An 18,616-nucleotide genomic window follows, 5' to 3' on the forward strand; every position below is an offset into this window, starting at 1 on the left:
TCTTCAAAATGGAAAATATGAAATTTACGATTACAGATGATTTATTGGCAACGCGAGGACAACGTTTTTTCAATTGCATTCTCGATTTATTGATTGTTCATACTATTTTGGTCAGTATTGGAACAACCGTTGCTATCATTGGGGATGTTTCCAATAGTTATGATTTAACCAATTGGGCTGAATCGACAACAATTATGGAAAGATTGTTTTTTTGGGTCGTGATGCTGTTTTTATACTATTTTTTATCCGAAGCTTATTTTTCCAGAACCTTTGCCAAGTATTTTACCAAAACAATTGTGGTAACAAAAGAAGGATTGAAGCCGGGTTATAAAGTTATTCTGCTGCGAACGCTGTGTCGTTTTATTCCGCTTGAAGCACTAACTTTTATGGGAAGTGACGTCAGGGGATTACATGACTTTTTTTCAGATACTTATGTGGTGCGAAAACACGAATTCAATCATAAAAAAGGAGTGGTCGCCTTTCCTTAGAAAAACAAACAAACAAATATAGAACCCTGTTAAATTGAAAACCTATCAGGGTTTTATATGCAAATCAGTTACTTTCTCTCCCCAATTTGTTGCCTCCACATCGCATAATACAAGCCTTTTTCATCCAACAAATCTTGGTGTTTGCCTTGTTCGATGATTTGTCCTTGTTCCAAAACGAATATCTTGTCAGCGTGCATAATTGTCGATAAACGGTGGGCAATCAATACCGTGATTTGATCTTGCTTGGAAGATATGCTGCGAATAGTTTTGGTGATTTCTTCTTCGGTAATCGAGTCCAATGCCGAGGTTGCTTCATCAAAAAGCAACAAGTGCGGATTTCTAAGCAAAGCTCTGGCAATGGACAAACGCTGTTTTTCGCCTCCTGATACTTTGATACCGCCTTCACCAATAGTGGTGTTTATTCCGTTTTCGGCACGCTTCAATAAATTTTGACAAGCCGATTTTCTCAAAACATCATTGATTTCTTCGTCGGTGGCATTTGGTTTTACAAACAGTAAATTGTCTTTTATCGTTCCAGAAAACAATTGTGCATCCTGGGTTACAAAACCTAATTGTTGTCTTAATTCGGTTAGGTCAATGTCTTTTGCATTTTTTTCATTGTAAAAAATTGCTCCCTCTGCGGGATTGTACAAACCGACCAGCATTTTGACCAAAGTGGTTTTACCACTTCCAGATGGTCCAACAAAAGCGATAGTTTCGCCAGCTTTTGCATCAAAAGAAATATTTTTTACGGCGTAAGAATTTGCAGTTTGGTGTTTGAATGAAATATTTTCAAAACGCAAATGATTGATGGCTCCAATAGTTTTAGGATTTACAGGCGTTTCTTCGCTTTTGGAATTCATTAAATCGGCAAAATTATCCATTGAAGCTTTCGTCTCGTTATAAGTTGCAATCACATTCCCCAATTCCTGTAGCGGATTGAACAAAAAGAAAGAAAAGAACAATAAGGTAATCAAATCTCCCGGTTTGATGATGTCATTAAAAATGAACATATAAAGTGCAAAAACCAAAGTAGTTCGCATAAAGTGGACAGTTGTGCCTTGTATGAAACTCAACGAACGAATGAACCGCACTTTTTTGAGTTCCAAGCCAAGTATTCTAATGGTTGTGGCGTTCAATCGATTGACTTCTTGTTCGGTTAATCCCAAGCTTTTTACGAGTTCAATATTTCGTAGGGATTCGGTCGTGGCTCCAGCCAAAGCGGTAGTCTCTCCTAAAATTTCTCTGGAAACTTTCTTGATTCTTTTGCCTAAAAACGAACTGATGAAAGCGATTACCGGAACGGTTGCCAGAAATATGGGTCCCAATAACCAATGAATGCTTATGGCATAAACCACGACAAATACGATACCGACTATTGATTGAAAAATTAATGAAATAGACAAGGTAATAAATCTTTCACAGTCGATTTTTACTTTTTGGAGCTTTCCCAGGGTTTCGCCACTTCGTTGGTCTTCAAAATCCTGAAAAGGCAGTTGTAATGCTTTTTGAATCCCGTCCGTGTACATATGCGCACCTGTTCGCTGAATGATGATGTTGGTAAAATAATCCTGGAAGTTTTTGGCGATCCTGGAAACCATTGCAGCACCCAACGATAAAGCAAGCCAGCCCAAAACAGCTTTGGTAAAGTTGAGTTGATTGTGATTGAAGTTGGCTACGCCAACACCGCATTCGTTAAGGAGTTTACCAATAATTATGGAATCAAACAAGGAAAAGCATTGATTTATTGTGGCCAAAAACAGCGCAATGTATAAAAGCGTTTTATGGTTTTTGATGTAGGTATATAAAATTTTCATGGAGAATGTTTTAAAGGGAATAATTCAAACTCAGTTTAGTAACTGAAGTCGAATTGGTGCAAATTTAGAAAATATATCGAAATATTTCGATATATTAAAAATATATTTTTATCTTTGCCCTATGAATACGAGTTTAAGCATAAAACAAGTCGAAAAAATCTCAAAAGCTTTGGGAGATCCTTATCGTTTGAAGATTATGAAAATTGTCAGCAATAGCGAAAGCTGTGTGCAATGCTGCGATGTTTCGGCGGAGTTTAATCTGGCGCAATCTACTATGTCGCATCATATAAAACAACTGATAGATGCCGATTTATTGATAGCGGATAAAGAGGGGCGTAACCTGAAATTTGTTGTCAACAAAGAAGTTTGTACTGCTTATGCCGACTATATCAACAGTTTAGTGCTTTAGCTTTTTTTTAATTAAAAATATCGAAATATTTAGATATTTAAATACTTAAAACAATCAAATTATAAATAAAAAACATGAAATGAGCATAACCAAAATTGGTCGCAAATGCCAATAATCATATGCGAATTACATATGACTGATAAAAAAACAATAAATATAAACATATGAAAAAATTACACAACAAAGTAGCCGTAATTACAGGAGGTAACAGCGGAATAGGATTGGCAACGGCAAAATTATTTGCAGAACAAGGCGCAAAAGTGGCAATAACGGGTCGTAACAAAAAGACCATTGACGAAGCGGTTTTCGAAATTGGGAATGCTTCGATTGGTTTGGTAAGCGATGTTTCGGATATTAATAATATTGACACCACCTACGGAACTATAAAAGATACTTTCGGGAAAATAGACGTATTGGTAGTGAATGCCGGTGTATTTATTGCCGCACCTTTAGCTGATTATACCGAAGAAATGTTCGACCAAACCAGTGATATCAACTTCAAAGGCGTTTTCTTCACGATTCAAAAATCTATACCACATCTAAATGACGGTGCTTCAATCATCATTACGGCATCTACGGTAGCCCACAAAGGGTTTGCAACCACGGCGGCTTATTCTGCATCCAAAGCGGCGGTTCGTTCGTTGGCAAGAACGTTGTCTGCGGAATTATTGGATAGAAATATTCGTGTGAATGTACTTTCTCCCGGTCCTATCGATACGCCAATATTTGAAAGAGGCGGTGCTTCCGAAGAAGAGGCCAACCAAACCAAAGCTTATTTTGCTTCTACGATACCCGCCAAACGTGTAGGAACTTCTGAAGAAATGGCTGCAGGATTCCTTTACCTGGCCTCAGATGATTCCAAGTTTATGATAGGTGGCGAGTTGTTGCTTGATGGTGGAGCAGCGACGCTATAAATTTGTTAGTTATTATTTAATTTTAAAAGGAGAAAACCCTAGTTGAATCAATCGACTAGGGTTTTTTAGTTATAAATTGTTGTCGTTAAACAGTTGCAATATTCTCAACGCTAACTCGCATTTGTTGTGCTGCAGCGACCATTTCGATTAAAGCTTTTTTGGTTTCGTCCCAATGTCTGGTTTTTAAACCGCAATCTGGATTAACCCATAATTGATTGACTGGAATCACAGACGCTGCTTTTTCAAGTAAGTGAACCATTTCTTCATTGGATGGAACACGTGGCGAATGAATGTCATAAACGCCGGGGCCTATTTCATTCGGGTATTTAAAATCGGCAAAAACATCCAATAATTCCATTTGTGAACGCGAACATTCAATCGTGATTACATCGGCGTCCATATCGGCAATATTTTGAATAATGTCGTTGAATTCGCTGTAACACATGTGTGTGTGGATTTGGGTATCGTCTTTTACCCCAGAAGCGGAAATTCTGAACGCTTTTATCGCCCAATCCAAATAGTTTGCCCATTCTTCTTTACGTAAAGGCAATCCTTCACGAATGGCAGGCTCATCAATTTGAATGATTTTGATTCCGGCTTTTTCTAAATCCACCACTTCATCACGAATCGCCAAAGCAATTTGAGTACAGGTTTCAGAACGGGGCTGATCGTTACGAACAAACGACCATTGCAGGATGGTTACAGGTCCGGTAAGCATTCCTTTTACCCATTTTGGTGTAAGCGATTGTGCAAATTCAGCCCATCTTACAGTCATTGGATTTGGACGGGAAACATCACCATAAATAACTGGAGGTTTCACGCAACGGCTGCCATAACTTTGAACCCAGCCATTTTTGGTGAAGGTAAATCCGTCTAATTGTTCGCCAAAATATTCCACCATATCATTACGTTCAAATTCTCCGTGAACCAAAACATCGATTCCGGTTTCTTCCTGAAAACGGATGGTTTCTTCGGTTTCTTTTTGAAGCAAATCATCATATTGTTTTTGACTCAATTCTCCTTTTTTGAATTTTGCTCTCCAGCTACGAACTTCTGTCGTTTGTGGAAAAGAACCAATTGTTGTCGTTGGAAACAAAGGCAACTTTAAAGCTTCAATTTGTTTGAATCTTCGAATTGCAAATAAATTTCGTCTTTTGTCATCACCATTTGTAATGCTGGCTACACGATTTTTAACTCCTTCATTATGAATTAATTTTGAAGTTTTACGGTTTTCATTTGCAATAGTGTTTTGTTCAAATGAAACAGAATCAACCAGGCTTACTTCGTCTAAAGCAAAATTTTGAAGCAATACGATTTCTTCTATTTTTTGTTTGGCAAAAGCCAACCATTGCTTGATTTCAGGAGTCAATGTGGCATCATTGGTTTCCAAATCTAAATCGCACGGACTGTGAATAAGGGAACAAGACGGAGCAATCAAGATTCGGTCTTTACCTAAAGCATCAGTCGCTTTTTTGATAGTTGCCAATGATTTTTTGAAATCATTTTTCCAGATGTTTCTACCGTCAACAACGCCAAGAGAAAGATTTACATTGTTAGCCAGTTTTCCTGAATCTAAAATATCGTCCAATTGAGAAGAACAACGTACTAAATCCAAGTGCAAAGTATGAACCGGTAAAGCCAAAACAGTTTCCAAATTCTCTCCAAAACAGTCAAAATAATTGGCTAAAATTATTTTTAATGAAGGGAAATTTTTGCTGATTTCATTGTAAACGTAAGTAATGGCATCGCGTTCTTTGTCGGTTAAATTCAATGCTAAAAACGGTTCGTCCAGTTGAATGTGTTCTGCTCCTTCGTTTTGTAATGCGTTAAGAATTTCAAAATATACAGGCAATAATTTTTCGATCAGATCAATTCTGTGGAAGCCTTCTTCTTTTTCTTTTCCAAGTAACAAATAAGTTACAGGTCCTATAAGAACTGGTTTTGTAGTGATTCCTAATTTTTTGGATTCCACAAATTCGTTGATTATTTTGGTCGAAAACAATTCGAATTTTTGGTTTTTTGTAAACTCGGGAACGATGTAATGGTAATTGGTATCGAACCATTTGGTCATTTCCATTGCCACTACATCTTGTCCTTCTTTTTGCGAACCTCTCGCCATGGCAAAATACAAATCCAAAGCGGAGTTGGTTTTGGCAATTTCGCTGTAACGATTCGGAATTGCTCCCAAAGTAAGCGTTAAATCCAACACCTGATCGTAGAAAGAAAAATCGTTGGACGGGATTAAATCGATTCCTGATTTTGCTTGTAATTGCCAGTTTTCCTTACGGATGTTTTTTCCAACTTCCAGCAATTCATCGGCAGAAATTTTTCCGGCCCAGTATAATTCGCTGGCTTTTTTAAGTTCTCTATTGCTGCCAATTCTTGGGTAACCCAAATTATTTGTTTTCATATATTTTTTGGTATTTATTACTGTACAAAGGTATTGTAATGGTTTTTTAAACTTTAATTTATCTTATAACTAAGTAAAATGATGTATATTTTGTAAATTTTACAGTAATTTGTATGGAATAAAGATTCTCAATTGAATTCAAACAGTAAAAAAAACTATGGAAAACTTGGACAACATCGATTTACAGATATTAAAACAACTGCAGGAGAACTCGAATATCAACACAAAAGAGCTGGCGAGCAAATTATTCCTGACGGTTACACCAGTTTATGAACGCATCAAAAGACTGGAACGGGACGGTTATATTATGAAATATGTGGCCTTATTGGACAAGAAAAAATTGAATTTGGGAATGACAGTCTTTTGTAACGTCAGACTCAAAGAACACGCCAAAAATGTGGGAAGTAATTTTGTAAAAGATATCGTGGCGCTGCCGGAAATCATCGAATGCTACAACATTGCCGGCGATTATGATTTTATGCTGAAAATTTTGGTCGAAGATATGTCGAGTTACCAGGATTTTGTAATGAATAAATTATCCACCATCGAGAATATCGGAAATACCCAAAGTATTTTTGTGATGGGTGAAATTAAGCATAGTACAGCATTGGCGATTTGATAAGTTTTAATGTGTTGATTTTCATCCAACTACTTTTTTGCCTAAAAATATTTGGGTTTGTGATTTTTTTCTAGCTTTCTATTTCATATTTTTGAGAATATATTTTGCTGATTTACTGTGATTTACATAACAGAATACATAACAGAACAGAATATAATTAAAGCCATAAAGCTTAAAAACTAACTACCAAAATTAATAAAAAATGCACCCAAAAAAGTTAAGATTCCTATCTGCAATTTTGCTTATTGTTTTAACAACCACAACTTCATTTGCCCAACAACGTATTGTGCAAGATATATCCAACAACAACTGGCAACTCTGGTTGGATCCAATAGCTCAATGGCAAAATGATGTCTTGTTCACTCCTCCAGTTGACCTTAAAAAATTGCCAGTAAATCTGCCTACAGGCGGATGGCAAGCACTGGAAAAAGGAGAAAGCAAAACAGTGCAACTTCCGGCAACGGTCGAAGAATTTCATTGGGGTTTGAACAAGAATTCTTTTGGAGTTTCAGGCAACTATTTAGGGATTTCGTGGTTTACGACCCAAGTGGATGTGCCGGCAGCAATGAAAGGGAAAAGAATTGTTTTGCATTTTGAAAGTGTTCGTTTCCGAGCCGAAGTATTTGTAAACAAAGAATTGGCGGGTTATGATTTAATCAACGGAACTCCTTTTGATGTTGATATTACCGATTATGTAACATTAGGAAAATTGAATTCCATAGCAGTTCGAATTACTGATCCAAACGGGAATTTTGATTGGAGAGACAGTTCGAATTATATGTGGGGCGATTATCGCACTAACCCAACACACGGTTTTGGAGGAATTACCGGGAAAGTTAGCATTGTTGCAACTGAAAAGGTTTTTGTGAATGATGTTTTTATTAAAAATAAACCAAGCTTGAACGAAATTGATGCGGAGATTTCATTGACCAACAATACATCGGCCACTTTTAAAGGGAATGTTCTATTGGAAGTCAACGAAAGAAAAACAGGTGTGTCAGTTTGGTCAAAAACCTATCCAATTGAAGCTGTTAGTGGAAATAATGCTTCGCAATCTTTTACCGTTAAAGTCGATAATGCAAAGCTTTGGGACGTGGACAATCCCAATTTATACGTGCTGAAAACCACGATTAAAAAAGACAATGTTGTAAAGGATATTGTGGAGAAAAAGTTTGGTTTCCGTTGGTTCGAAGTCAAAGACATTGAAGGCGACAAGCAATTTTACCTGAACAACAAACGAATTGTGGTAAGAACGGCAATATCTTGGGGTTTTTGGCCAGTAAACGGAATTGCTCCAAGCGATGAATTGGCCAAAAAACAAATTGCCGATGCCAAAGCCATTGGTTTAAACATGCTAAATTTTCACCGTACCATTGGCCAAACCAATGTCTTGGATTATGCAGACGAAATGGGTTTACTTTATTATCAAGAGCCGGGAGGAAATCAATTTCCGGCCAATCAATTCAATCCCAAGAATGAGTTGGAAAAGAAACAAGCCGATTTTTATTTTGCAGCTCGTGACGAGAAATTCTTTAGGATGATAAAACGTGACCGAAGCCATCCTTCATTGGTTATTTATAACATGCACAATGAAAGAGGAGCGGAGCCACAACAAAAAGACAGTTTGCAAATGCAGGCAGGACATAAACTCGACCCAACCCGAATAATGACTTACAACTCCAGCAATGGGGCAATAAAAATAGGGCCGGATACCCGTTTTAAATTGCATCTTTTACCTTATGACAATCAATTTTATAAATACGGTTGGTTTGACCAGCACCACGCTGGCGGTCCAGGCGTATATCATGATAATTTATACAACAACCCTAAAAGCTATGGAAAGTTTACGGATCATAAAGATGAGATTATTTATTATGGAGAAGAAGGTGCAATAGGAACGCCTCCAAGATTGCAATTAATTCGAGATGAAATTCTTAAAAGAGGCAAAAATATTGGTTGGGAAAGCGATGATTATCTAAAATGGTATGATGCTTATGACAATTTCTTGAAGAAAAATGATTTCGAGAAGTCATTTCCAAACGTTGACAGTTTGACCAGACAAATGGGAAATGTCGCTTTCTATTACCAAGGAAGGACTATTGAAAACATACGAATCAACAACACTATTGATGGTTATGCAGTAAACGGTTGGGAAAGCATGAAGCTCGAAAACCATTCGGGAATTGTGGACAATTACCGGAATCTTAAAGGCGATGCCGATGTAATTGCCCGTTACAATAAACCTTTGTATGTTGCCGTGAAATTAAACCACAAAGTCTTGTCTGTTAAAGATACGACTACGGTCGACTTTTTTATTGTGAACGAAAAAGACGTAAAAGGAGCATACGATTTAAAGGTAAAAGCAACAAATAACAAGAAAGAAACGGTTTGGACGAAAACAATTCCTGTTACAGTTAGTGGAGGCATCAAATATGGAGAATTATTGTCTTCCGGAAATAAATTCGCCCCAGAAACGGAAGGTTATACAAAGATAACTGCCGAATTGGTATCGAAAGACAATAGTGTTATTGCAATGGGAAGCGATGAATTATTTGCCGTAAAATTAAACAAGGAAAAAATGGCTTCCAATATTATGGTTGCCGATACTACGGGAGTTATTGGAAAATATTTTGATTCCGAAAAAATAAATTTCAAAAATTATAAAAGTGGTAATCCTTCCGGAAATTGTTTGGTAATTGGAGCTTTCAAGCCGCTTCAAACCGGAAATCCATTGGTGACGGATCTTTTGGAATGGGTAAACAACGGAAATACGATCGTGGTTGTGAATGACATCGATACTTGGGCAACACATTTTGCCAAAAAAGAAGCTGCCGATTACCGAGGTTTCAAAACATTGGGAACGTCTTGGTACGGTGGAAATTACTTTGTAAAGGACAGCAAATGGTTCGAGGGATTGCCGCAATCTTGTGTGTTCAACTGGGAATACCAATGTTTTGCCGCATACAACAGAAACAGGATCGGGCTTCGGATGTTTAACGGCGAAACCATAGTGGGTTGCGTTTCCGATCACAAACAAGAGGTGTATTCTGCATTAAGCGTAATTCCACACGGAAGAGGGAAAATTATCCTTTGTGCATTGGATATTTTTGCCTGTATCAAAGAAAATGCAGTAGTCAAAAAAGCGGAAGGCGACGGAGAAAATGCAGCAATGAATACTTTTAACGTGTCGGCCAAGAATAAAGCGAATATTGTTGGACAACAACTTTTGCTGAATCTGTTGAAATAATTTTAAAGCCAGTTTTTTATAAAACAAGGATGTTTCTTTTATCTTTGAAACAAAATAAAATATCCAATCCGATGAACTGGGAACAACTATTGTCTTTAAAACGTCAAGGCGACACGAGCAAACGATTACGAATTGAACAAGACGACACTCGTTTGGGGTTCGAAGTCGATTACGATCGAATTATATTCTCGTCGGCATTTCGAAGTTTGCAAGACAAGACCCAAGTTATTCCACTTTCGAAAACTGATTTTGTGCACACTAGATTGACGCACAGTTTGGAAGTTTCCGTTGTGGGACGTTCGATCGGGAGATTGGTTGGCAAGAAAATCATCGAAAAATACCCGCATCTGAAGGAAGTTCACGGTTTTCAAGCCAATGATTTTGGAGCCATTGTAGCCGCAGCTTCCTTGGCGCACGACATCGGGAATCCACCTTTTGGACATTCCGGAGAAAAAGCCATTGGAGAGTATTTTTCCATTGGAAAAGGACAACAATACAAAGACCAACTTTCGGCCAAGGAATGGCAGGATTTAATCGATTTTGAAGGCAATGCCAATGGTTTTTCGGTGCTTACCGCGAGTCGTCCCGGAATTGAGGGAGGTTTGAGAATTTCCTATGCCACTCTTGGTGCTTTCATGAAATACCCAAAGGAAAGTTTGCCGAAAAAACCAACACAAAATATTGCCGACAAGAAATATGGTTTCTTTCAGTCGGACGCGGCATTTTTTCAGGATGTAGCCTCAGAATTGGGGATGATTCCAAACAAAGAGGGCAACGACATTGGTTTCGAAAGACATCCTTTGGCTTATTTGGTCGAAGCTGCCGACGATATCTGTTACACGATCATTGACTTTGAAGACGGAATCAATTTAGGTTTGGTTTCGGAAGATTTTGCCTTGGAATATTTAATCAAATTGGTCAAAGACAGTATTGATTCCTCCAAATACAACAGCTTAACGACCAAAGAAGATCGAATCAGTTACTTGAGGGCTTTGGCGATTGGGAGTTTAATCAATGATGCCGTGAAAGTTTTTGTCGAAAATGAAGAAGCAATTTTACAAGGGAAATTCCCTTTTGCCTTGACCGATAAAAGCAAATACAAAGTACAAATGGACGACATCATCAAATTGAGTGTCAAAAACATCTATCAAAGTCGCGAGGTAATCGAAAAAGAGATTGTGGGCTACCAAATTATTCAAACCTTGTTGGATAAATTTATCACGGCTTTCAACAATAAATTCGACGGAAATTCGTCCAATTACGACAAATTATTGCTGAAGATGTTGCCTGAAAAATTCTGGGAAGAAAAAGACGACTTGTATAAAAGGCTCTTGCATATTTGCCATTATGTTTCGCTTTTGACCGATGGAAATGCATTGGAATTGTACGAAACCATCAACGGCAGGAAAACAAACTAAGTTCTAAAAAGCATAAACCATTCCTATTCCGAGGGATTGTTTTAGCTGTAATACGGGGCCTTTGGCAACTTTTTCTCCGTCAATTATTTCGGTAGTTTTTACATCGTCGTCATAAATGGCGTGTGTTCCAATGTTGGCGCTTACATATTGGTTCACGACCAAATCAAATTGTAATTTCCATTCCACGTCGATGTTTCCGAAGTTGTTGGCATAATCAGAATACAAACTCAGTCGGTTTTCCATCGTGATATTTTTCCAAACTTCTTTTTTGTAGTAGTTGGTTACCAAAAAGCCGAATTCGGTTTTGGATTGTTTTCCTTTTGTAAGCATGTTTCCTGCCGAGTCATAAGTTGCCTTGGTTACTCCAAAAGCTCCTTTGTTGGCCAAGGTTTGGTCTAAAACCAGGGTGCTTTTCAATGTTACTGGCGAAATATAGACATCGAATTTCTTTGCTTTGTCGAAATAATCGGCACCGGCTCCAAGGAAAGTATAGGCTGGCGCAAATGGTTTTGAAATGGGATGTTCGGTGTCTGGATACTTATAACCGTTGGTAAATTGGGTATTGAAATTGAACTTGGCCGAATGATACCAATTTGAAGCTTCGTTTTTTCTGTAGCCAAAGGTGGAATTAATTCGAAATTCATCATCCGACTTTCTTATGGTTTGGCCGTCTTGCTTGTTAATGCCGTATTTAACGATTAATTCGTTGACCCATTTGCTTTTTTGTGTCGCATATATTCGGGTGAAATTCCCTTTAAACAAACCTGAAATGGAGCTTGTTCCCCCTGCATTCCAGTTGACAAAAGCAATTTCGGTCAAGTCAAGACCAACCGTATTTTTTTTTGCCCAAGCCGACACAGGGAATAAAGGGGGGTTGACGCGTGGTTTTATGACTCTTGTTGCCGTTATGGGAGTTGCAGTTGTTGTAATCGGGATGATTTCGACCACTATTGGAGTTAGGAGTTCGGTTTCCTCTTGGGAATAACTATTTATGGAAATTGTTAATAAAAAAAGCAGGAAGAACTTATGTAGTAATTTCATTATTAAGTATTTAATTTTAAAATGCGAAAATAATTCATTTCAATAGCCAGAAAAAATTGTTGACAGACTTTTAACGTCAATTTTGCAATATTGTTGTAATTCTCCAATAGTTCCTTGTTCAATGAATTCGTCAGGAATTCCAAGGATTTTTATTTTTGAAGTATAATTGTTTTTCGATGCGAACTCCGCAATAGTCGTGCCAAAACCTCCCTTGACAACACCGTCTTCAATGGTGATTATGTTCTCAAATGTCGCAAAAATAGAATGTAATAAATTTTCGTCCAGTGGTTTAACAAAGGCGAAATCGTAATGCGCGATGGTTTCTGGATTATCCATTTCGGCTAATGCCAAAGTCACGTTGTTGCCAATGGTGCCGTTGGACAAGACGGCCACTTTCGTTCCTTCTTTGAGACAATTTGCCTTGCCGATTTCAATTTTTTCATATGGTTTTTGCCAATCCAAAATTTGACCACGACCTCTGGGATAACGAATCGCAATGGGATGATTCAACCCCAATTGTGCAGTATATAAAATGTTTCGCAAAGCGATTTCATTTAAGGGAGAATATACAATGATGTTGGGAATACATCGTAAATAAGCCAAGTCGAAAACGCCGTGATGCGTTGCGCCGTCTTCGCCAACCAATCCCGCCCTGTCCAAACAAAAAATAACGGGCAAATTCTGTAAAGCCACGTCGTGGATGACTTGGTCGTAGGCGCGTTGTAAAAAAGAGGAGTAAATATTGCAAAAAACGACCATTCCCTGTGTCGCCATTCCAGCAGATAATGTGACTGCATGTTGCTCGGCGATACCCACGTCGAAAGCACGTTTTGGAAAAGCGTCCATCATAAATTTCAACGAACTTCCCGATGGCATGGCAGGAGTGATTCCCACAATTTTTTCATTTTTTTTGGCTAAATCCAATACCGTCAACCCAAAAACATCCTGATATTTTGGAGGAAGGTTTTCTTCTGATTTGGGGTGAATTTCTCCGGTTGAAGCATCAAATTTTCCTGGAGCATGGTATTTTACCTGGTCTTCTTCGGCTTGTTGCAGGCCTTTTCCTTTTGTGGTAATAAGGTGCAGGAATTTTGGGCCTTTTATTTTTTGTAATCGTTTTAATTCTTGGAGAACGGCAAAAATATCGTTGCCATCAATAGGACCTGAATAATCAAAATTCAGGGATTTGATCATGTTGTTTTTCTTTGGATTTTTTCCTTCTTTTACGGCAGTGAGATACTTTTTCAAGGCACCAACGCTGGGGTCAATCCCGATGGCATTGTCGTTGAGGATTACCAATAAATTAGCATCGGTAACTCCAGCGTGATTCAATCCTTCAAAAGCCATTCCCGATGCGATGGAAGCATCTCCAATAACTGCAATATGGTGTTTTTCGAAATCGCCTTTTAAATTGGAGGCAATCGCCATTCCCAAAGCTGCCGAAATGGAAGTGGAAGAGTGACCAACGCCAAACGCATCATAAACACTTTCGCTTCTTTTTGGAAATCCCGAAATCCCGTTGAGTTGGCGATTGGTATGGAAATTTTCTCTTCTTTCCGTCAATATTTTATGTCCATAAGCTTGATGTCCCACATCCCAAATCAATAAATCTTCGGGTGTGTTGAAAACGTAATGTAGGGCAATCGTAAGTTCAACAACGCCAAGACTGGCGCCTAAATGTCCTTCTTTTACAGCAACAACACCAATGATAAAATCACGTAATTCCTGTGCCACCTGAGGAAGTTGGGCTTCATCGAGTTGGCGTAAATCGGTGGGGTTATTGATGTGTTGAAGTAAATTCTTGGTCATAGGGCAAATGTACGAATTGAATTCCTATTTTTGTAATTATGGAAAACCCTTTCACCGACGAATATTTTATGAAGAAAGCCTTGCAGGAGGCGGAGATGGCTTTTGAAAAGGATGAAATTCCTGTTGGTGCTCTAATTGTAATCGACAATAAAGTAATTGCCCGAGGTCATAACCTTACCGAAATGCTCAATGATGTTACTGCCCACGCCGAAATGCAGGCGATAACAGCTGCTGCTAATTTCTTGGGTGGAAAATATTTGGTTGGTTGCACACTTTATGTCACATTGGAACCTTGCCAAATGTGTGCCGGTGCTTTGTATTGGAGCCAGATTTCTAAAATTGTTTTTGGAGCCAGTGACGAACATCGTGGTTTTATTACAATGGGAACAAAACTACATCCCAAAACAACAGTTGTTTCTGGAGTTATGGCAAATGAAGCTTCGGAATTGATGAAGCGGTTTTTTACGAAGAAAAGGAAATAGGATTTAGAAAAAAGACACAAAAAAACCGCCAATCTCACGAAAGGCGGTTTTTGTTTTTACTCAATAATAACATTCTTCTTTTTATCGTAGAAATGGTATTGTAAATACGTGTAAGCGTCACGCGGTATGATTTTTACCCATTTTTTATGTTCAAAAAACCATTTTGAACGTATTGATGGAAAACCTTTGGTAAGGTATGCGGCCACAAATGGATGTACATTAAGCACAACGTCATTGTGTGTTTTTAAAATGCTTTCTAAATCCAGGGCGATTTTGTCAATGATTTGAATTGGCGCTTCAATTTCGCCGCTTCCATTGTTTGGATCTTCTTCTCTGGTTTTGATATTGACTTCCGGTCTTACTCTTTGTCTGGTAATCTGGACTAATCCAAATTTACTCGGAGGCAAGATTTTGTGTTTCGCTTTATCATCGCTCATTTCTTCCCTCAGGAAGTCGAACAGGACTTTACGATTTTCGGGATTTGACAAATCGATAAAATCAATCACGATTATTCCGCCCATATCACGAAGACGCAATTGTCTGGCGATTTCAGCGGCCGCAATCATATTGACTTCCATGGCAGTGTCTTCCTGATTGGATGCTTTATTGGAACGGTTTCCACTGTTGACGTCTATAACGTGCAAAGCTTCGGTGTGCTCAATAATAAGATAAGCACCTTTACTCATGGAAACTGTTTTTCCAAAGGAGGTCTTGATTTGTCTCTCTATATTGTATTTCTCGAAAATTGGAGTGTCTTTTGATTGATAAAACTTGACAATCGATGTTTTCGAAGGGGCTATTTCTTGTAAATAGTCCTTCGTTTGGTTGTACAACTCTTCATCATCTATTTGGATACCGCTAAAGGTATCGTTGAAGACGTCCCTTAATATTGATGAAGCTCTATTGAGCTCTCCTAATACCTTGGACGGATGATGGGCGGTTGGTAATTTTTTACACATTGCAGTCCATCTCTCTATGAGGTTCTGCAAATCTTTTTCTAATTCTACTGTGCTTTTGCCTTCGGCTACTGTGCGAACAATAACACCAAATCCTTTTGGTTTGATGGATTGTACCAGTCGTTTCAAACGTTCTTTTTCCTTTTTGTCTTCTATTTTTTGTGAAATAGAAACACGGTCAGAAAACGGAACTAAAACAATAAATCTTCCGGCAAGTGAAAGCTCTGCGCTAATTCTTGGTCCTTTGGTAGATATTGGTTCTTTGACGACTTGTACTAAGATAGATTGATTGGCATTTATGATTTCTGTAATCGAGCCATCTTTGTCTATCTCTTTTTCAAACTGAAAGTTTTTTAGGGAGAAATCTTTTATTTTACCTGCGCTTACAAGTTTTATGAATTTCAGTTGGGAAGCAAGATTAGGACCCAGATCGTGATAATGTAAAAAAGCATCTTTTTCGAAGCCCACGTTTACAAAAGCAGCGTTTAGTCCGGCAACTGGTTTTCTTATTTTGGCAATAAAAATATCGCCAACCTGGAAGTTGCTCGTTTCTTGTTCTTTGTGTAATTCAATTAGTTTTCCATCTTTTAATAAGGCAAAATCTACGGCTTCGGAACTAGATCTAATGATTAATTCTTTATTCACTCTGTAAATTTTTATCTGTATTTTTAGAGAAAAGAAAACAGAATAAAGAAATTAGATTTTTAAAAAATCTGAAATCTGAAATCTGAAATCTGAAATCTTATTTACAGATGGATTAAACAATAATTTTAACAGGTATTGAACCCGGGAGGAAATTCAGTCGGCAGTGGGCAGTTTTCAGGCTGCAGTTAAAACTGCAATCTGTAATCTCTCATCTGCATTCTTTTTTCCAAATTTCAATGAACGTTTAAAAAGAAAAAAGTAGTTATAAACTACTTTTTCTTTTTGTGACGGTTAGCTCTCGCTCTTTTTTTGCGTTTGTGCGTTGCTACCTTATGTCTCTTTCTTTTTTTACCACTTGGCATAGTAGGGTGATTTTATGATTAATAAATTATTTTTATTTTGCTTCGTTATTAACTTTTACCCCTTCAACAAAAACTTTTGCTGGTTTAAATGCCGGGATGTTGTGAGCTGGAATTTTAATTGTGGTGTTTTTAGAAATATTTCTTCCAGTTTTTTCAGCTCTTGTTTTCACAATGAAACTTCCAAATCCTCTTAAATAAACATTGTCTCCTTCTTCTAATGAGCTTTTTACTTCAGTCATAAAGGTCTCTACTGTTGCTTGAACATCTCCTTTTTCAAGACCTAATTTTTCTGCGATCTTTGCAACGATATCTGCTTTCGTCATTTTCTTTCGTATTTATAAATGATATACTAATTTTTGGGTCTGCAAATATATGAATTAAAAAAACAATTATTCAAGCTAATTCATTAAATTTTAATCATATAAACTTTTACTTTTGTTAACTAATATTTAATGATGAATTTTTCCAATGTATTGATAAGATGGTATTTACAAAACAAACGTGATTTGCCTTGGCGAAAAACTGACAATCCATACCTGATTTGGCTCTCCGAAATAATGCTTCAACAGACCCGAGTGGCGCAAGGAACGCCATATTTTTTGTCTTTCGTGAGCGCTTTTCCAACGGTTTTTGATTTGGCCAATGCCGATGAAGAACAAGTTTTGAAACTTTGGCAGGGTTTGGGCTATTATTCCCGTGCTCGAAATTTGCACAAAACCGCTCAATATGTAGCCAATGAATTGTCGGGGAAATTTCCAGACAATTATAATGACTTGTTGAAATTGAAAGGTGTTGGCGAATACACGGCCGCCGCCATTGCTTCCTTTTCTTATAATGAAGCTGTTCCTGTTGTTGATGGAAATGTTTTTCGGGTTTTGTCCCGTTATTTTGACGTGGAAACCGATATTGCTGCGGCTTCCGCCAAAAAAGAATTCGCTGCTTTGGCTTCCGAATTGATGCCAAAAGATAACCCGGCGATTTTTAATCAAGCCATTATGGAGTTTGGTGCTTTGCAATGCGTTCCCAAAAGTCCCAATTGCGGCATTTGTGTTTTCAATACCAGTTGTGCTGCTTTGCAAAAAAAGAAAGTCGATCAATTGCCCGTGAAATCAAAGAAGTTGAAGGTCAGGAATCGGTTCTTTAATTATTTGGTGGTTGCTGATGACAATGAAAACACGATAATACAGAAACGAACAGCAAAAGGGATTTGGCACAATCTCTACGAATTTCCATTGATTGAAACGGATGCGCTGGAAGATTTTGATTTTATTTCTGCCAATATCCAAGAGGAATTTTTCAAAAACAACGCCGTAATAAGTATAGAAGATTGCAACGATAAAAGTATTGTCCATAAATTATCGCACCAACATTTGCACATCAAGTTTTGGAAAATAAAGGTTGATGGAACTATTGAGAACGGCGTTGATGCCGAAACCTTGAAAACATTTCCTTTCCCGATAGTGATTTATAATTTCATCGAAACGAATTAAATAATTTCTAAAATGTGTATCTTTGATATCAATCCCAACACCATATAATGAACGGAACATTAAATAAGGTTATGCTGATCGGTCATCTTGGAGATGAAGTCAAGATGCATTATTTTGATGGAGGAAATTGCATTGGAAGATTTTCTTTGGCAACAAATGAAGTCTATATCAATAAAACAACCAATGAAAGGATAACTTCCACTGAATGGCATAATTTGGTTGTGCGCAATAAAGCCGCCGAGATTTGTGAAAAATATTTGTCAAAAGGAGATAAAATTTATGTTGAAGGGCGAATAAAATCGCGCCAATGGCAGGCTGAAGACGGTTCTACAAAACACACCGTTGAGATTCAGGTTACCGAGTTCACTTTTTTGACCACCAAAAAAGGAAATGAAGACAACAAGTCAGTTCAAAGTCCCGAGATTGAAAAAAACACTAACTTTGACTCGCAAAATAACGGTTTGCCCATAAATGACTTGCCGTTTTGATTGTTTAACTAATCTATTTTA

The 18,616-nt window shown here is 37.7% G+C and carries 15 protein-coding genes; 9 read left to right on the forward strand and 6 right to left on the reverse strand.

Annotated features, from left to right (window positions below):
- The first annotated feature begins 8 nt into the window (after positions 1-8).
- The gene (locus BUC16_RS04285; protein WP_073368186.1) at positions 9-488 is read left to right on the forward strand and encodes an RDD family protein; all 480 of its coding nucleotides are present in this window, start codon (positions 9-11) and stop codon (positions 486-488) included.
- Between the two features lie 68 nt (positions 489-556).
- Here BUC16_RS04285 and BUC16_RS04290 read toward each other — a convergent pair whose 3' ends face one another.
- Positions 557-2,305: an ABC transporter ATP-binding protein gene (locus BUC16_RS04290; protein ID WP_073368188.1), complete on the reverse strand. Its 1,749-nt coding sequence runs from the start codon at positions 2,303-2,305 to the stop codon at positions 557-559.
- Positions 2,306-2,426: 121 nt separating this feature from the next.
- On the opposite strand from BUC16_RS04290, the gene BUC16_RS04295 reads away from it, so the two are divergent.
- Positions 2,427-2,714, forward strand: coding sequence for an ArsR/SmtB family transcription factor (locus BUC16_RS04295; protein ID WP_073368190.1), 288 nt, complete (start codon positions 2,427-2,429; stop codon positions 2,712-2,714).
- A 164-nt stretch (positions 2,715-2,878) separates the two neighbouring features.
- Positions 2,879-3,628 (forward strand): SDR family oxidoreductase, encoded by a 750-nt coding sequence (locus tag BUC16_RS04300; protein ID WP_073368191.1) that lies wholly within the window; start codon positions 2,879-2,881, stop codon positions 3,626-3,628.
- Positions 3,629-3,713: 85 nt separating this feature from the next.
- On the opposite strand, the gene metE is transcribed toward BUC16_RS04300, so the two are convergent.
- Positions 3,714-6,038: a 5-methyltetrahydropteroyltriglutamate--homocysteine S-methyltransferase gene (metE, locus tag BUC16_RS04305; RefSeq protein WP_073368193.1), complete on the reverse strand. Its 2,325-nt coding sequence runs from the start codon at positions 6,036-6,038 to the stop codon at positions 3,714-3,716.
- 157 nt (positions 6,039-6,195) lie between these two features.
- Here metE and BUC16_RS04310 point away from each other — a divergent pair, with 157 nt between their 5' ends.
- The 3 genes from BUC16_RS04310 to BUC16_RS04320 all read left to right on the forward strand — a co-directional run bounded on the left by BUC16_RS04310 (position 6,196) and on the right by BUC16_RS04320 (position 11,322).
- Complete coding sequence (locus BUC16_RS04310; protein ID WP_073368194.1) at positions 6,196-6,657, forward strand: Lrp/AsnC family transcriptional regulator; 462 nt, start codon at positions 6,196-6,198, stop codon at positions 6,655-6,657.
- Between the two features lie 202 nt (positions 6,658-6,859).
- Entirely contained in the window at positions 6,860-9,904 is a 3,045-nt protein-coding gene (locus tag BUC16_RS04315) for a glycoside hydrolase family 2 protein (RefSeq protein ID WP_073368195.1), read from the forward strand.
- 71 nt (positions 9,905-9,975) lie between these two features.
- Positions 9,976-11,322 carry a deoxyguanosinetriphosphate triphosphohydrolase gene (locus tag BUC16_RS04320; protein ID WP_073368726.1) on the forward strand — a complete coding sequence of 449 codons (1,347 nt, stop codon included), beginning with the start codon at positions 9,976-9,978 and terminating at the stop codon, positions 11,320-11,322.
- A 3-nt stretch (positions 11,323-11,325) separates the two neighbouring features.
- On the opposite strand, the gene BUC16_RS04325 is transcribed toward BUC16_RS04320, so the two are convergent.
- Together BUC16_RS04325 and BUC16_RS04330 are read right to left on the reverse strand one after the other, a co-directional pair.
- A complete protein-coding gene (locus tag BUC16_RS04325; protein WP_073368197.1) occupies positions 11,326-12,363 on the reverse strand; it encodes a DUF3078 domain-containing protein in 1,038 nt (345 codons plus the stop codon).
- A gap of 39 nt (positions 12,364-12,402) precedes the next feature.
- The gene (locus BUC16_RS04330) at positions 12,403-14,172 is read right to left on the reverse strand and encodes a 1-deoxy-D-xylulose-5-phosphate synthase (protein WP_073368198.1); all 1,770 of its coding nucleotides are present in this window, start codon (positions 14,170-14,172) and stop codon (positions 12,403-12,405) included.
- 38 nt (positions 14,173-14,210) lie between these two features.
- On the opposite strand from BUC16_RS04330, the gene BUC16_RS04335 reads away from it, so the two are divergent.
- A complete protein-coding gene (locus tag BUC16_RS04335; protein WP_073368200.1) occupies positions 14,211-14,654 on the forward strand; it encodes a nucleoside deaminase in 444 nt (147 codons plus the stop codon).
- Positions 14,655-14,710: 56 nt separating this feature from the next.
- On the opposite strand, the gene BUC16_RS04340 is transcribed toward BUC16_RS04335, so the two are convergent.
- Together BUC16_RS04340 and BUC16_RS04345 are read right to left on the reverse strand one after the other, a co-directional pair.
- The gene (locus tag BUC16_RS04340; RefSeq protein WP_073368201.1) at positions 14,711-16,255 is read right to left on the reverse strand and encodes an Rne/Rng family ribonuclease; all 1,545 of its coding nucleotides are present in this window, start codon (positions 16,253-16,255) and stop codon (positions 14,711-14,713) included.
- Between the two features lie 394 nt (positions 16,256-16,649).
- Positions 16,650-16,940, reverse strand: a complete 291-nt coding sequence (locus BUC16_RS04345; protein ID WP_073368203.1) for an HU family DNA-binding protein — start codon at positions 16,938-16,940, stop codon at positions 16,650-16,652.
- A gap of 132 nt (positions 16,941-17,072) precedes the next feature.
- Here BUC16_RS04345 and mutY point away from each other — a divergent pair, with 132 nt between their 5' ends.
- On the forward strand, positions 17,073-18,107 hold the full coding sequence (gene mutY, locus BUC16_RS04350; RefSeq protein ID WP_073368204.1) for an A/G-specific adenine glycosylase: 1,035 nt from the start codon (positions 17,073-17,075) through the stop codon (positions 18,105-18,107).
- A gap of 47 nt (positions 18,108-18,154) precedes the next feature.
- Complete coding sequence (locus BUC16_RS04355) at positions 18,155-18,595, forward strand: single-stranded DNA-binding protein (RefSeq protein ID WP_073368206.1); 441 nt, start codon at positions 18,155-18,157, stop codon at positions 18,593-18,595.
- Positions 18,596-18,616: the final 21 nt, after the last annotated feature.

The organism is Flavobacterium fluvii, assembly GCF_900129545.1.
Taxonomy (GTDB): Bacteria; Bacteroidota; Bacteroidia; order Flavobacteriales; family Flavobacteriaceae; genus Flavobacterium; species Flavobacterium fluvii.

What these genes read in the sequence shown, in the direction of transcription:
- BUC16_RS04285 (WP_073368186.1), top strand. Translation starts at nt 9, where the DNA reads ATGGAAAATATGAAATTTACGATTACAGATGATTTATTGGCAACGCGA.
- BUC16_RS04290 (WP_073368188.1), bottom strand. Translation starts at nt 2,305, where the DNA reads ATGAAAATTTTATATACCTACATCAAAAACCATAAAACGCTTTTATAC.
- BUC16_RS04295 (WP_073368190.1), top strand. Translation starts at nt 2,427, where the DNA reads ATGAATACGAGTTTAAGCATAAAACAAGTCGAAAAAATCTCAAAAGCT.
- BUC16_RS04300 (WP_073368191.1), top strand. Translation starts at nt 2,879, where the DNA reads ATGAAAAAATTACACAACAAAGTAGCCGTAATTACAGGAGGTAACAGC.
- metE (WP_073368193.1), bottom strand. Translation starts at nt 6,038, where the DNA reads ATGAAAACAAATAATTTGGGTTACCCAAGAATTGGCAGCAATAGAGAA.
- BUC16_RS04310 (WP_073368194.1), top strand. Translation starts at nt 6,196, where the DNA reads ATGGAAAACTTGGACAACATCGATTTACAGATATTAAAACAACTGCAG.
- BUC16_RS04315 (WP_073368195.1), top strand. Translation starts at nt 6,860, where the DNA reads ATGCACCCAAAAAAGTTAAGATTCCTATCTGCAATTTTGCTTATTGTT.
- BUC16_RS04320 (WP_073368726.1), top strand. Translation starts at nt 9,976, where the DNA reads ATGAACTGGGAACAACTATTGTCTTTAAAACGTCAAGGCGACACGAGC.
- BUC16_RS04325 (WP_073368197.1), bottom strand. Translation starts at nt 12,363, where the DNA reads ATGAAATTACTACATAAGTTCTTCCTGCTTTTTTTATTAACAATTTCC.
- BUC16_RS04330 (WP_073368198.1), bottom strand. Translation starts at nt 14,172, where the DNA reads ATGACCAAGAATTTACTTCAACACATCAATAACCCCACCGATTTACGC.
- BUC16_RS04335 (WP_073368200.1), top strand. Translation starts at nt 14,211, where the DNA reads ATGGAAAACCCTTTCACCGACGAATATTTTATGAAGAAAGCCTTGCAG.
- BUC16_RS04345 (WP_073368203.1), bottom strand. Translation starts at nt 16,940, where the DNA reads ATGACGAAAGCAGATATCGTTGCAAAGATCGCAGAAAAATTAGGTCTT.
- mutY (WP_073368204.1), top strand. Translation starts at nt 17,073, where the DNA reads ATGAATTTTTCCAATGTATTGATAAGATGGTATTTACAAAACAAACGT.
- BUC16_RS04355 (WP_073368206.1), top strand. Translation starts at nt 18,155, where the DNA reads ATGAACGGAACATTAAATAAGGTTATGCTGATCGGTCATCTTGGAGAT.